At 74.0% G+C, this 12884-nt stretch carries 14 protein-coding genes; 7 read left to right on the top strand and 7 right to left on the bottom strand.

The features are described 5' to 3' along the window. Positions 1-467: MBL fold metallo-hydrolase (locus AB7J25_RS21150; protein WP_428511328.1), on the bottom strand; the 467-nt coding region annotated here is incomplete at its 3' end. Then, positions 464-2104 (bottom strand): flavin-containing monooxygenase, encoded by a 1641-nt coding sequence (locus AB7J25_RS21155; protein ID WP_428511329.1) that lies wholly within the window; start codon positions 2102-2104, stop codon positions 464-466. The genes AB7J25_RS21155 and AB7J25_RS21150, both read right to left, overlap by 4 nt. A gap of 167 nt (positions 2105-2271) precedes the next feature. Between AB7J25_RS21155 and AB7J25_RS21160 the strand changes: the two genes are divergently transcribed. From AB7J25_RS21160 to AB7J25_RS21170, 3 genes are all read left to right on the top strand, one after another. Beyond that, positions 2272-4119 carry a sigma-54-dependent Fis family transcriptional regulator gene (locus AB7J25_RS21160; RefSeq protein WP_428511330.1) on the top strand — a complete coding sequence of 616 codons (1848 nt, stop codon included), beginning with the start codon at positions 2272-2274 and terminating at the stop codon, positions 4117-4119. An 85-nt stretch (positions 4120-4204) separates the two neighbouring features. Continuing rightward, positions 4205-4822 (top strand): hypothetical protein, encoded by a 618-nt coding sequence (locus AB7J25_RS21165; RefSeq protein WP_428511331.1) that lies wholly within the window; start codon positions 4205-4207, stop codon positions 4820-4822. Continuing rightward, complete coding sequence (locus tag AB7J25_RS21170; protein WP_428511332.1) at positions 4753-5193, top strand: OsmC family peroxiredoxin; 441 nt, start codon at positions 4753-4755, stop codon at positions 5191-5193. Before AB7J25_RS21165 ends, AB7J25_RS21170 begins: the two co-directional genes overlap by 70 nt. A 65-nt stretch (positions 5194-5258) precedes the next feature. Here AB7J25_RS21170 and AB7J25_RS21175 read toward each other — a convergent pair whose 3' ends face one another. Beyond that, complete coding sequence (locus tag AB7J25_RS21175) at positions 5259-6863, bottom strand: DHA2 family efflux MFS transporter permease subunit (protein ID WP_428511333.1); 1605 nt, start codon at positions 6861-6863, stop codon at positions 5259-5261. Next, positions 6860-7543 (bottom strand): TetR/AcrR family transcriptional regulator, encoded by a 684-nt coding sequence (locus AB7J25_RS21180; protein ID WP_428511334.1) that lies wholly within the window; start codon positions 7541-7543, stop codon positions 6860-6862. Before AB7J25_RS21180 ends, AB7J25_RS21175 begins: the two co-directional genes overlap by 4 nt. A 122-nt stretch (positions 7544-7665) precedes the next feature. Between AB7J25_RS21180 and AB7J25_RS21185 the strand changes: the two genes are divergently transcribed. Next, a complete protein-coding gene (locus AB7J25_RS21185; RefSeq protein WP_428511335.1) occupies positions 7666-8892 on the top strand; it encodes an acetyl-CoA C-acetyltransferase in 1227 nt (408 codons plus the stop codon). Here the strand turns inward: AB7J25_RS21185 and AB7J25_RS21190 are convergent. Further along, a complete protein-coding gene (locus AB7J25_RS21190; protein WP_428511336.1) occupies positions 8859-9935 on the bottom strand; it encodes a maleylacetate reductase in 1077 nt (358 codons plus the stop codon). The two genes, AB7J25_RS21185 and AB7J25_RS21190, sit on opposite strands and share 34 nt — an antisense overlap. A gap of 109 nt (positions 9936-10044) precedes the next feature. Then, positions 10045-10734, bottom strand: coding sequence for an alpha/beta fold hydrolase (locus AB7J25_RS21195; RefSeq protein ID WP_428511337.1), 690 nt, complete (start codon positions 10732-10734; stop codon positions 10045-10047). A 159-nt stretch (positions 10735-10893) separates the two neighbouring features. Between AB7J25_RS21195 and AB7J25_RS21200 the strand changes: the two genes are divergently transcribed. Genes AB7J25_RS21200 through AB7J25_RS21210 form a run of 3 tightly spaced genes read left to right on the top strand, consistent with a single transcriptional unit; the run spans position 10894 to position 12319 of the window. Beyond that, complete coding sequence (locus tag AB7J25_RS21200) at positions 10894-11445, top strand: universal stress protein (protein WP_428511338.1); 552 nt, start codon at positions 10894-10896, stop codon at positions 11443-11445. Next, the gene (locus AB7J25_RS21205; RefSeq protein WP_428511339.1) at positions 11442-11855 is read left to right on the top strand and encodes a nitroreductase/quinone reductase family protein; all 414 of its coding nucleotides are present in this window, start codon (positions 11442-11444) and stop codon (positions 11853-11855) included. Before AB7J25_RS21200 ends, AB7J25_RS21205 begins: the two co-directional genes overlap by 4 nt. A 29-nt stretch (positions 11856-11884) precedes the next feature. Continuing rightward, positions 11885-12319, top strand: a complete 435-nt coding sequence (locus tag AB7J25_RS21210) for a CBS domain-containing protein (protein ID WP_428511340.1) — start codon at positions 11885-11887, stop codon at positions 12317-12319. An 87-nt stretch (positions 12320-12406) separates the two neighbouring features. Here the strand turns inward: AB7J25_RS21210 and AB7J25_RS21215 are convergent, their stop codons facing one another. Next, positions 12407-12877: a (2Fe-2S)-binding protein gene (locus AB7J25_RS21215; protein WP_428511341.1), complete on the bottom strand. Its 471-nt coding sequence runs from the start codon at positions 12875-12877 to the stop codon at positions 12407-12409. Between the last annotated feature and the right edge of the window lie 7 nt (positions 12878-12884).

Below are 12884 nucleotides of genomic sequence, written 5' to 3' on the forward strand. Positions count from 1 at the left end.
GCCAGGGTGGGCACCCGGTCGCCGAGGAACGCCCAGTCCACCGGGTTGAAGAAGTCCGCGGCCTCCGTCATGGCCGTGATGTGGGCGTACTCCCGCTCGTGGACGACGATCTCCGCGCCGGCGTCCTCGAACAGCCGCAGGCCCCCCGCATGGTCGGTGTGCATGTGCCCCAGCACGACGTAGCGGAAGTCGTCGGGGCCCAGGCCCAGCGCCGCCAGCTGCCGCTCGACGTGGGCCTCCGGGGTGAGTTCGTCGATGCTCACCACGTCCTGCCACTCCTGCAGCCACTCCTCGCCCGCCCGCGCGGAGATCCCGGTCTCCCAGAGGATGCGGCCCTGCGGGGTCTCGACGATGTAGGCGATCGCCGGGCACCGGTAGTGGACCCCGACGTTGGCGGGCCTGTTCGACAGCAGCGACAGGTCCAGGCCCATGTGGCCGAGCGTCACCCCGCGCAGCGTCACGCTCACCGGGCGCTCCCGGCCGCCGCGGGCACGTCGGTGATGCGGAAGCCCGCGTACCCGCCGTCGCGGCACTCGGCGTACTTCTGCCGGTAGAGCGGGAGCCCGCCGGGGTAGTTGAGGCTCTGGACGGCCTTGCCCGGGATGTTCGCGCCCATGTACCAGGACTTGGCCAGGGGGAACAGCGTCGGCGCCACCAGCTCCGCGATGTGCGTGCTCCACGCCTCGTCGGCCTCGGGCGCCGCCTCGAAGCGGGGGCCGCCGCGGCGCAGCAGGTGGTCGACGGTCTCGACGATCATCTCCCCCTGGATCTCGGCGCAGGTAGGGCCGTTGCAGAACCCCGAGGGGCTCTGCGGGCCGTAGAGGAACAGCATGTTCGGGAAGCCGGACGTGGCGATGCCCAGGTGCGCGGCGACGCCGTCGGCCCACTTGTCGCGCAGCAGCCTGCCGTCGGTGCCGCGCAGGTCCATCCGGGTGAGCCCCCCGGAGACCGAGTCGAAGCCGGTGGCGAGCACGATGACGTCGAACTCCCGCTCGGTGCCGTCGGCCGTGCGGATGCCGCGCTCGGTGATCGCCTCGATCGGGGTCTCGCGGAGGTCGACGAGGTCGACGTTGTCCTGGTTGAACACGTCGTAGAAGTTCTGCTCCAGCGAGGGGCGCTTCACGCCGAAGGGGTGGATCGGGTCGGTCGGCGCGAGTTTCTCGGCGAGCCGCGGGTCGGCGATGCGGGCGCGCACCTTGTCGCGCCAGAACGCGTAGGCGTAGTCGTTGGAGCGCTGGTCGAACAGCGTGTCCTGGTAGACGGCGAGCCAGAACCGGAAGCCGCCCGCCGCCCACAGCTTCTCGTAGCCCGCGGTGCGCTCCTCGTCGCTCACGTCGACGGCGTTGATCGGCATGAAGTCGAAGTCGAACCCGGCGAACGTCTCGGCGCGGCTCGCGAACCGCGCGGGCAGGCCCTCCTTGATCTCCACCCAGTCGGCGGCGGTGAGCGTGCGCTGCCCCATCGGCATCGCGAGGTTCGGCGTGCGCTGGAACACCACCACCTCGGCGGCCTCGCCCGCCGCCTCCTGGATGACCTGGACGCCGCTCGCACCCGTCCCGATGACGGCGACACGCCTGCCGGCGAGGTCCACGCCCTCCTGCGGCCAGAGCCCGGTGTGGTGGCAGGGCCCGCGGAACGAGTCGAGCCCCGGGATCGGCGGGATGTACGGCTTGGACGCGAACCCGAGGCAGGGCACGAGGTAGGTGGCCCGGGTCGTCGTGCCGTCGGAGGCGCGGACGACCCACTGGTTGCGGGCGTCGTCGAACTCCGCCGACTCGACCCGCGTGTCGAACCGCACGTCCTTCGAGATCCCGAGCCGGTCGTCGACGTAGGCGAAGTACTCGCGCACCTCCCGCCAGCCGGGGTAGAGCTGCGAGAACTCCCAGTCGCGCCACAGGTCCTTGTAGGAGAACTGGTAGAGCGGGCCCTCGGTGTCGACGCGGGCGCCGGGGTAGCAGTTCCAGTACCAGATCCCGCCGAGGCCGGACCCGGCCTCGATCACCTGGACGGAATGTCCGAGGTCGCGCAGCCGGTCCAGCTGGTAGATCCCGGCGAACCCGGCCCCGACGACGAGGACGTCGAGCTCGGTCTCGGTAGTGGTCATTGGTCGCGCTCCTTCCGCTGCTCAGGCGGCGGAAGTGTGGGCGCGACGTGACCTCGTCCACTGTCCGAGTTCGCGACAGCGCGGGTCGTGTCGCGTTTTCGGACAGTCGGCGCCGCAGGCGCGCCTACCATGGAACACCTGGCCTCGTCGAGGATGAGGAGGCGGCCGTGTGGTCGAGCGCGAGACACACGCTGCGCGAGGCGCGGGAGCGGATCCTCGACGGCGGGCCGGACCCCGACGACGAGCGGTTCCGGGCGTTCCGCACCGAGATCCTGTCGTCGTGGCGTCGCTGCCAGGTCGTGGGCATCGCGCCCACCAGCGAGGACCTGCCCTACCGCCCCGAGGTGGAACGCCCGCAGCGGCTGCTGCGGGCGGCCGGGCCGGTCATCGACCGGCTCGCCGGCCAGCTCGGCGGCGGTTCGGTCTCCATCCTGCTGGCCGACTCCGAGGCGCGCATCATCGACCGCCGGGCCGACGGTCGTGAGCTGGGCGACGCCCTGGACCGGGCGCTGGTCTCCCCGGGCTTCCTCTACGCCGAGGAGTTCGCCGGCACCAACGGCATCGGCAGCGCCCTGGAGGAGCGCAGGCCGTTCGTCGTGTCCGGCTCGGAGCACTTCCGCGACAACCTGCAGGAGTTCACGTGCATCGGCTCGCCGGTGCGCCATCCGATCACCGGGGCCGTCGAGGGCGTCCTGGACGTGACGTGCCGGGTCGGCGACTCCCACGAGCTGCTCAAGCCCCTGGTGCTGGCGGCGGTGCGCGAGATCGAGTCGCGGATCTACGCGGACGCGTCGCGGCGCGAGCAGATGCTGCTGGAGCACTTCCTGCGCGCGGGCCGCGGTTCCTCGGCGGCGGTGCTGTCGCTCAACGAGGACGTCGTCATGGCGAACACGGCGGCCTCGACGCTGCTGGACACCTCCGACCAGGCGATGCTCTGGGACTGGGCGTGCCGCATGCTCGGTGCGCGCGACGAGTGCGTGAGCGAGATCCGCCTCGCCCGCGACGTCGTCGTGCAGGCCCGCGCGACGCGGGTGGGCGAGCGCGGTGCGATGGCGGGGGTGCTGGTCGAGCTGCGTCCCCGGGCACGCGAGTCCCGCCCGGCGCGGCGGGTGACGGTGACCCGCAGGCCGTCGGGGGACCGGTGTGCCGAGACGGATCACGCCACGGCGCTGCCCGGTCGCAGCCTCGCCGCCGAGCGGCTGCGGGCCGACGTCGACGCCGCCCTGCGCGCCGCGGGCCCGCTGCTCGTGTGCGGGGAGGCAGGGAGCGGGAAGCTGCAGGTCGCCGTGCACGTCCTGTGCGCTCGCGTGGGCGCCGGCGGGCCCAAGCCGACGGTGCTCGACGCCCTCACCGCCCACGACGATCCCGCCGCGTGGATGGCCGCGCTCATCGCGGCGCTCGCCCGCGGCACCGTGGTGCTGCGCCACCTCGACCAGCTCCTCCCCGCGGTGGCGGCGCGGGTGGAGGGCATCGTGGACGGCATCGGGGAGAACGCCGTGCCGTCCCGGGTGATCGCGACCGCGCGCACGCGCGGCGGCGACGGCCCCGCGTCGCGGATCCTCGACCACTTCCCGGTCTCGATCACGGTGCCGCCGCTGCGCTACCGCACCGAGGACATCGCCGATCTCGCGCCGCTGCTGCTCGCCGCGCGCACCCGGCACCGCCCGGTGCCGCGGCTGCGACCTGCCACCCTGCGCACCCTCACCGGCCTGGACTGGCCCGGCAACGTGCGCGAGCTCGAGGCGGTGCTCGCCACGGCGGCGCTGCGCAGCATGGGCTCGGACATCGGCCTCGAGCACCTGCCCGCCGAGTACCGCTCCGCCCGCGACCGCAGCGGGTGCTCGTCGCTGCGGCGCGCCGAGCGCGACGTCGTGATGGAGGCACTCGCCGAGACCGGCGGGAACAAGCTGGCCGCGGCCGAGCGGCTGGGCATCGCCCGCTCGACCCTCTACCGCAAGATGCGGGCGCTCGGGATCGACGGCAACCACCTGCCGGGCGCGGTCGCGCCGCGGTAGGACGTCCGAGGTGAACACCAGCGGGGTCGCGGGCGCTCCGGACCCCGCTCGTGTTCCTCTGGCTGGGCAGCGGTGCCACCCGGGCGTGCTCGTACGCCGCGGCCTGCTGCACCCTGGTGAGATCACGTGCGTCGGCGACGTGCGGGTGACGACGCCCCTGCGGACGGCGTTCGACCTCGCCCGCAGCCTCGATCCCGACGAGGCCGTCGTCGCGGTCGACCGGCTCGCCAACCGGCACCGGTTCCCTCCGGACCTGCTGCTGAACTTCGGGGCCCGCTACCGCGGCCGTCGCGGTGTCGCGCGGCTCGCCGAGGTGCTGGCCCGCGCCGAGCGTTTCGCCGGTTCGCCGATGGCGACCCGGATGCGGCTCCTGGTCGTCGCGGCCGGGCTGCCGCGGCCGCACGTGCAGTGGGTCGTGCAGGACCTCGCCGCCCGGACGGCGTTCTGGCTGGACCTGGCGTGGCCGTGCGCTGGCCGCGCGGTCGAGGTGAACGTCAGCGGGGTGGTGCGGCCCGGCGACCCCGCTGGTGTTCCTCTCGGCGCGCCGGGACCCGGGCGGTGGTGGAGGTGGCGGACCGCCCGAACTCGCGGTTCGATGTGCTCGATCCAGCCGGACGACGTAAAGGAGCGGCGATGCCGACTCGCACCGCCCGTACGGAATGGACCGGGGGCCTGCAAGACGGCTCCGGTCAGGTCGAACTGACGAGCTCGGGCATCGGCACGTACGAGGTGTCCTTCCCGAAGCGGGCCGCCGACGATGCCGACGGCACGACGAGCCCCGAGGAGCTGATCGCGGCAGCGCACTCGTCGTGCTTCGCGATGCAGCTCTCCGCGCTGATCGCCGAGGCCGGTGGCACGCCACAGGCCCTGGAGGTGACGGCGGACGTCTCCCTCGGCCCGGACCCGGCCGGCGGGTTCCGGCTGACCGGCATCGCGCTGACCCTGCGCGGCGAGGTCGAGGGCCTGGACGCGGACGGGTTCGCCAAGGCGGCCGAGGCCGCGAAGGCGGGCTGCCCGGTCAGCAAGGCCCTCACGGGAGTGGACATCACGCTGGATGCGGCACTGGTGACCTGACCCGTCCGGGCTCAGCGGCTCCCGGGTGGCCCGCCCTCCCGGGAGCCGCGCCGGTGCGCCCGGCGTCACACCTCTACAGGACCCTGCCCGCCGGCGGGCGCGGGCTTGCCGCTGCGGAGCATCAGCGCGAGCGCCGCCCCGATCACCGCGAGGATCGCGCTCACGAAGAACCCGTTGTCGTAGGTGACGGTCGCGGCCGCCGCCTCCAGCTGCTCGTACATCGGCAGCAGCCCCGCCGCACCGTGCGCCCGCTCCGCCGCGACCTGCGGCAGGGCGTCGGCGCCGCTGTGCAGCAGGCCGCTCCAGTCGCTGGTGAGCTGCGCCTGCGCCGCGACGTTGAGCGCCCCGAAGATCGCCACCGACACCGCGCCGACGACGCGCTGCACGATGTTGTTCATCGCGCTGCCCGACGGCGTGAGCTCTGCCCGCAGCGCCGACACGCCGGCCGTCATCATCGGCATCATCGCCAGGCCGATCCCGCAGTTGCGGATCGCCATCCACAGCTCGATGTCGCCACGCGGGGTCGCCGTCGTCATCCCGGCGAGCAGGTAGGAGCCGTAGGCGATGACCAGGAGTCCCGCCACGACCGGCCATCGCGGTCCGATGGCGTCGTAGATCCGCCCCGCGAGCGGCATGAGCACCACCATCACGAGCGCGGCGGGCAGCAGCGTGAGCCCCGACTCCAACGCCGTCTCGTGCTGCACCAGCTGCAGGTACTGCGGGATGAAGTAGAGCCCGGTGAACAGCGCCGTCATCGCGATGGCGAGGAGGATCAGCGACAGCGTGTACGGCCACGTCCGGAGGACCCGCAGGTCGATGAGGGGATGGTCGACCTCCAGCTCGATCACGACGAAGAGCGCGAGGGAGAGCAGGCCCGAGACGAGCAGGATGAGCACGCGGTAGCCCGTCCAGCCCCAGTCCTCGCCCTTGGAGAACGCGAGCAGGAGCGCGAACAGCCCGTATGCCGAGGTGACGAACCCCCCGATGTCGAGCCGTGGCCAGTTCGTCGGCCGTACCCGCGGGAAGACGGCGAGCGCGGCCACCGCGCCCAGCACCCCGATCGGGACGTTGATGAAGAAGATCAGCCGCCAGTCCACCTGGTCGACGAGCCAGCCGCCGAGCGTGGGCCCGATCGCCGGCGCGACGATCACGCCGAGTCCGTAGAGGCCCATCGCGGCGCCGATGCGTTCCCTGGGAACGAGCTGGTAGACCATCGTCAGCGTGACCACCGGCAGGATGCCGCCGGGGACGGCCTGCAGGATGCGGAAGCCGACGATGCTGCCGAGGTTCCAGGCGAGCCCGCACAGCGCCGAGGCGAGCGCGAACCCGGCGAGGCAGACGATGTAGAGCGTCGTCTGTCCCATCCGCAGGCCCAGCCATCCGGAGAGCGGCACGACCACGCCGAGCGCGAGGCTGTAGCCGGTGACGACCCACGCGATGCTCTCGGCCGTCGCGCCCAGCTCGATCTGCATCGTCGGGATGGCGACGTTGACGATGCTCGCGTCGAGCACCGACATGAAGGTGCCGACGATGAGGACGCACATCGGCAGCACCCAGCCGCCCTGCCGGTCCGTGGCAGGCGCGCTGCCCGGGCGAGCGGGTGGCGCGGCAGGTGTGCTCGGCCGCGCGGTGGCCTGCGCGGTGGGCCGCTCGGTGCCGGTACCGGTCACGACGGGTCCGCGGCGGGGGATCGGCGGGGGGCGAGCAGGAGGCCGGTGACGGCGTCGGTGAGGGCGTGGCCGACGAGTGTCCAGTCCGCGGCGACGCCGGTGGTGGCGGCGGCGCGTTCCTGCTCGGCGCAGGTGTGGACGATCGCCAGGCGCACCATCCGGCTGCGCAGCTCGGCTTGCGGCGTCGGGAGATCCGGCGCGTGCGACCACGCCGCCGCGAGGCCCTCCTGGAAGTGCGGGGTGAGCCGCAGCTCGGCGTGGATCTCGGTGCTCAGGGCGGGGTCGGTCGACAGCTGGGCGAGGAAGCGGGCGTACCAGCTGGGGTTGCCGAGCCCCGCGAGGTGCTCGGTGAAGGGCAGGACGAGGCTCGCGACGTGGTCGCGCGGGTGCGTGGAGCCGCGGGCGGCCTCGACGCGCTCCTGCGTGCGGCGGGCGATGTCGGCGGTGTGCGCGCCGACGATGGCGCGGACGAGGTCCGTGCGGGTGCCGATGTGGTAGGCCAGCGCGGAGTTGTTGGCCTGCCCCGCCGCCTCGACGATCTGGCGGTTCGACACCCCGGCCAGGCCACGCTCGGCGAAGAGCCGTTCGGCGGTGCGCAGCAGCAGCGCGCGGGTGGCCTCGGCCTGCTCACGGCGCGATCGTGGCCGGGGTCGGGACTGCGGCGGGGCGGCACCCGGCATGGTCACCTCGTAAGACAGACATCTGACTTACGGCCACCGTACGCCTCTGGCATGCCCCTTCGGTCTGTGAAGCGACCGACGCGATATGGACGTCCGGGCGTGCCGGATGATGTCCTCGAACCATGACCGCACCCGCCGCCAGTGACGTCGTGATCTGTGCACCGCTGCGCACCCCCGTGGGCGGGTTCGGCGGCGCCCTGCGCACCGTGCCCGCGCACACCCTCGCCACCACCGTCGTCCGCGCGATCCTCGAGCGCAGCGGCCTCGCCCCGGACGCCGTCGACGAGGTCATCCTCGGCCAGTCCTACGTGACGCCGGAGGCCCCGGCGATCGGCCGGGTCGTCGCGCTGGACGCCGGGCTGCCGGTGACGGTCACCGGGCAGCAGGTGGACCGCCGCTGCGGCTCGGGCCTGCAGGCCGTGCTCACCGCGGCGCTGCAGGTGCGGGCCGGGATCAGCGACGTCGCGCTCGCGGGCGGCGCGGAGTCGATGTCGTCGGCGCCGTTCTACTCCGTCGACATGCGGTGGGGCACCAAGGCGGGCCCCGGCGTGCTGCTGCACGACTCCCTGTCCCGCGGGCGGGTCACGGCGGGCGGCGAGCGCTTCCCCGTGCCCGGCGGGATGCTCGAGACCGCGGAGAACCTCCGCCGCGAGTACCGCATCGGCCGCGACGAGCAGGACGCGCTCGCCGTGCGCTCCCACGCCCGCGCGGCCGCCGCGCAGGAGGCCGGGCTGTTCACCGAGGAGATCGTCGCGGTGACGGTGCCCGGTCGGAAGGGCGACACCGTGGTGGACCGCGACGAGCACATCCGCCCCGGGACGACCGCGGAGAAGCTCGCGACGCTGCGCCCCGTCCGGCTCGCGGAGGACCCGGAGGCGACCGTCACCGCGGGCAACGCCTCCGGCCAGAACGACGGCGCGGCGCTGTGCGTCGTCACGACCAGGGAACGCGCGGAGGAGCTGGGCCTGCAGCCGCTGGTGCGGCTGGTGTCGTGGGCCGTCGCCGGGGTGCCGCCCGCGACGATGGGCATCGGCCCCGTCCCGGCCACGGCGCTGGCGCTGGAACGCGCCCGGTTGACGCTTGCCGACGTCGACCTCGTCGAGCTGAACGAGGCGTTCGCCGCCCAGGTGCTCGCCGTGCTGCGCGAGTGGAAGTTCGGCGACGGCGACCTGGAACGGCTGAACGTGCACGGCTCGGGGATCTCGCTGGGCCATCCCGTCGGGGCCACCGGTGCGCGGATACTCGCCACGCTCGCCCGCGAGATGGTGCGCCGCGGGGCCCGCTACGGCATCGAGACGATGTGCATCGGCGGCGGTCAGGGCCTCGCAGCGGTGTTCGAGCTGGCGTAGGTGCCGGGGCGCTTCCCGGCCTGCGCGGCGGCGAGCAGCGCCGCGACCTCGCCCGCCACCACCGGCCGCGGGTTCGCGTACGGCACGGCGAGCACCTGCCGGACCACCTCGGGCAGGCCGCCGTCCGCCATCCCGAGCGCGGCGAGCGACGTCGGCGCCCCGAGGTGGGCGGCGAGGTCCCAGAGCGCACCCGCCGGGTCCGGGCCGAGCACCCGCTGCAGCGCGGCGTCCGCTGCCGGCGCCCAGGGCAGGTTGTAGGCCGCGACGTGCGTGAGGACGACGGTGTGCACGTCCGCGTGCGGCAGGTCGAACGTCCCGCCGAGGACGTGGCAGAGCTTGTGGTGCAACGACATCGTCGTGGCGCCGAGCACCGCGCCGCACAGCCACGCCCCGCGCAGCGCCGCGTCCCAGGAATCCGCACCGGCGGCGATCCCGGGCAGCGCGTCCACCAGGAGCCGCACCCCCTCCTGCGCCATCAGCGACACGACCGGCGAGGCGTCCGGGGCGTAGAGCCCTTCGACGGCGTGCGCCATCGCGTTGAACCCGCTGGTGACGGCGAGCCGCGGCGGCAGCGATGACACGAGGTCCGGGTCGTAGACGACGCTGCGCGGCAGCACGGTGGCGTCGCGGCCGGTGCGCTTGATCCCGCCGTCGGTGAGGCCCCAGATCGGCGTCATCTCCGATCCGGCGAACGTCGTCGGGACGGCGATCACGGGCAGGCCGTGGCGCAGCGCCACCGCTTTGCCCAACCCGATCGTCGACCCGCCGCCGACGGCGATGCACCCGTCCGCGCCCAGCTCCGCGGCCCGCCCCGAGGCGGCGTCCGCCACCTCGGCGGGAACGTGCATCCGCGCGCCGGGGAACACGCCGGCGACCCGGTCGCCGAGCGGGTCCACCACCCGGTTCGCGGTGGCGACCTGCCCTGGCGTGCAGAGGACGAGCACGCGGTGCAGCCCCAGCCGGGCCATCTCGTCGCCGAGCGCGGCCGCCGACCCCGCGCCGAACACCACCCGCATCGGCAATGCCTCGTAGGTGAACCTCATCGCAGGCCATCCTGACTCGTCCATGGTCACCGCGACCGGTACATCGCGCTCGCATCCGAGCGTCCTGCACCTGCAGTGGTGATCATGAAGGTGGTGATCATTGTGGTGGTCAGGCAGCGGCCCGCGCCCGCGCGGCCACGAGGTCCGCCAGCTCGTCCGGGCGCGACAGCAGGGGGAAGTGCCCGCACTCCCACTCGACGGTGCGGGTCGCCCGCCGTGCCATCGCCCGCTGCAGCTCCGGGTGCACCGCGCGGTCCTGCGCGCACACCACGTACGTCGACTCCACGGTGCGCCACGCGATCTGCGCGGGCACGCCGCGGAACACCGACCGGTCCACCGGGCGCAGGTGCTGCGCCGCCCGGGCCGCGATCTCCGGCGCCACGTCCTGGTAGAGCAGCTCGCCGACGAGCGCGGGGTCGAGGGCGACCTGCGCCCCGTCGATCCGCAGCGCGTCGCCGAGCCGGGTCGGCGGGAACTCCTCCCCGGGAACGGCACGGCTCACCGACTCGCCCTCGTCGAGCTGGAACGCCGCGACGTACACCAGTTCGCGCACCAGCGGATGCGTCCCGGCACCGGTGACGACGGCACCCCCGTACGAGTGCCCCAGGAGCACCACGGGCCCGCCGACGGCGTCGATCGCCGCGCGGGTGGCCGCCGTGTCCGCCTCCAGGCCGGTGAGCGGCAGCTCGGCGGCGGTCGACGTGATGCCGCGCTCGTCGAGCGCGGTGCGCACCGCATCCCAGCACCCCCCGTCGTGCCACAACCCGTGCACCAGGACCGCCCCCGCGGGCTCGCCCATCGCTACCTCCTCGGGATCGGCGGGGACGTTACGCGCCGCGGGGCGAGCCGGTCGCCCCGCCGGTGCGGGGTCGTTGGCCCCTGCCACCGAGCCCGGCGCGGGGGGACCGTCGGAGGTGCCGGCCGGTGGCCGACCGGCTATCCGACAGGAGGAGTCGTCATGGACGCGCAGGAGGCCCGCCCCGGCGGGGTCGTCGTCGGCGTGGACGGGTCGGTGCCGTCGCGCGCCGCGCTGGAGTTCGCCTACCGCGATGCGGCGCGCCGCGGCGTCCCGCTGCGGGTCGTGGCCGCCTACAGCCCCCCGGAGTACACGCAGATCTGGCTGGAGACGAGCGTCGGCACCGACCTCGCCGAGCACGGTGAGACCACCGAGAAGGTCCGCGTCGCGGCCCAGGCCATGGTGGACGACGTGCGTGCCGGCCTGGCCGGCGAGCCTGCCCCGCCGTCGGTGGCGGTCGAGGCCGTTGCGGGCCTGCCGGCCCGGACGCTCGTCGCCGAGTCCGCGGGGGCCGAGCTGCTCGTCGTGGGCAGCCGCGGTCACGGCGGGTTCGCCAGCATGATGCTCGGTTCGGTGAGCCTGCAGACCGTGCTGCACGCCCGCTGCCCGGTGACCGTCGTGCACGCACCGCGGCCCGCCGCGGCACAGGAGGAGCAGGCCGAGCAGGCCGAGGACGCCGGGTTCGACCCGATGCTGGCAGCGCCGCTGCTGTGACGGTCGCGGATCGCCGGCGGCGGGTCCGCCGGCTGCAGCGGTACCTGCTCAACCCGCCGATGCGGGTGGCCGTGCGGCTCGGGCTCGTCCCGGGGCACGTGCTGCTCGAGACCACCGGTCGGCAGACCGGGCGGCGCAGGCGCTCCGTCGTCGGCGCCGGGATCCAGGGCCGCGACGTCTGGGTGGTCGCCGAGCAGGGCCCGCACGCCGGCTGGGTCGCCAACCTCATCGCGCAGCCCCGCGTGCGGGTGTTCACCGGCGGACGCTGGCGGACCGGCACCGCGCGCCTGGTCGCCGACGACGACCCGCAGGCCCGCCTGGACGGGTTCGGGCACCCGAGCCACGCGCGTGCGGTCCGCCGGTTCGGCACCGACCTGCGGACCGTCCTGATCGAGCTCGACGGCCCCTGACGGGCCGCCCCGACGAGAGGAGGTGCACCGTGCGGGTGCGCGACGTCATGACGAGCCCGGTGATCACCGTGCGGCCGGACACCCCGGTGCAGGCGGCCGCGGCCCTGCTGGCCTCGCACGGGTTCACCGCGGCGCCGGTCGTGGGCCCGGACCGCCGGATGACCGGCATCATCACCGAGGCGGACCTCGTCCGGGGCCGGGTCGTCCCCGACGGCTGGACGGTCGAGGGGTTGCCCGAGGCGGCCGTCGGGGCCGTGATGACCCCGCAGCCGGTCACCGCCGGACCCGGCGACGATCTGGCGGACCTGGTCGCGGTGATGCTGGACCGCGGGGTGCGGTCGGTCCCCGTCGTCGAGGACGGTGTGCTGGTCGGCATCGTGAGCCGCCGCGACGTGCTGCGCTGCGTCGCCCGGGGCGAGCTGACCGGTGCGGACGTGCGTGGCAGGCGCCATCCCAGGCCCTGAGGGACGGGGCGGTCGCCGGGCGAGGACGCGGAACACCCCGCCGGGCGCGGGGCCGGGCGGGGTGTTCCGCGGGGAGCCGGACAGCCGTCACATGTTGGCGGCGGCAGCCTTGATCGCCTCCCGGATGCGCGGGTAGGTGCCGCAGCGGCAGATGTTGCGCAACGTGTCGAGGTCGTCGTCGGTGATGTCGCCACCGTTGCGCTGGACCTTCCGGACCAGCGCCACGGCCGCCATGATCTGGCCCGGCTGGCAGTAGCCGCACTGGGCGACGTCCATCTCCAGCCAGGCTTCCTGCATCGGATGCAGCCCCTCGCCGTCGGCGAGGCCCTCGATCGTGGTGATCTCGTCGTCGGAGCCGATGGCGCCCACGGGCACGGCGCACGGGTTGAAGGCCTTGCCGTTGATGTGGCTGGTGCATGCCTTGCAGACGTTGATGCCGCAGCCGTACTTCGGGCCCTTGACGCCGAGCAGGTCGCGCAGCACCCACAGCAGCCGCACGTCGTCGGGGCAGTCGACGTCGACCCGCTTTCCGTTCAGCGTGAAGGTGTGGTTCGGCACGGGTGCT

The organism is Pseudonocardia sp. (assembly GCF_050246655.1).
GTDB lineage: Bacteria > Actinomycetota > Actinomycetes > Mycobacteriales > Pseudonocardiaceae > Pseudonocardia.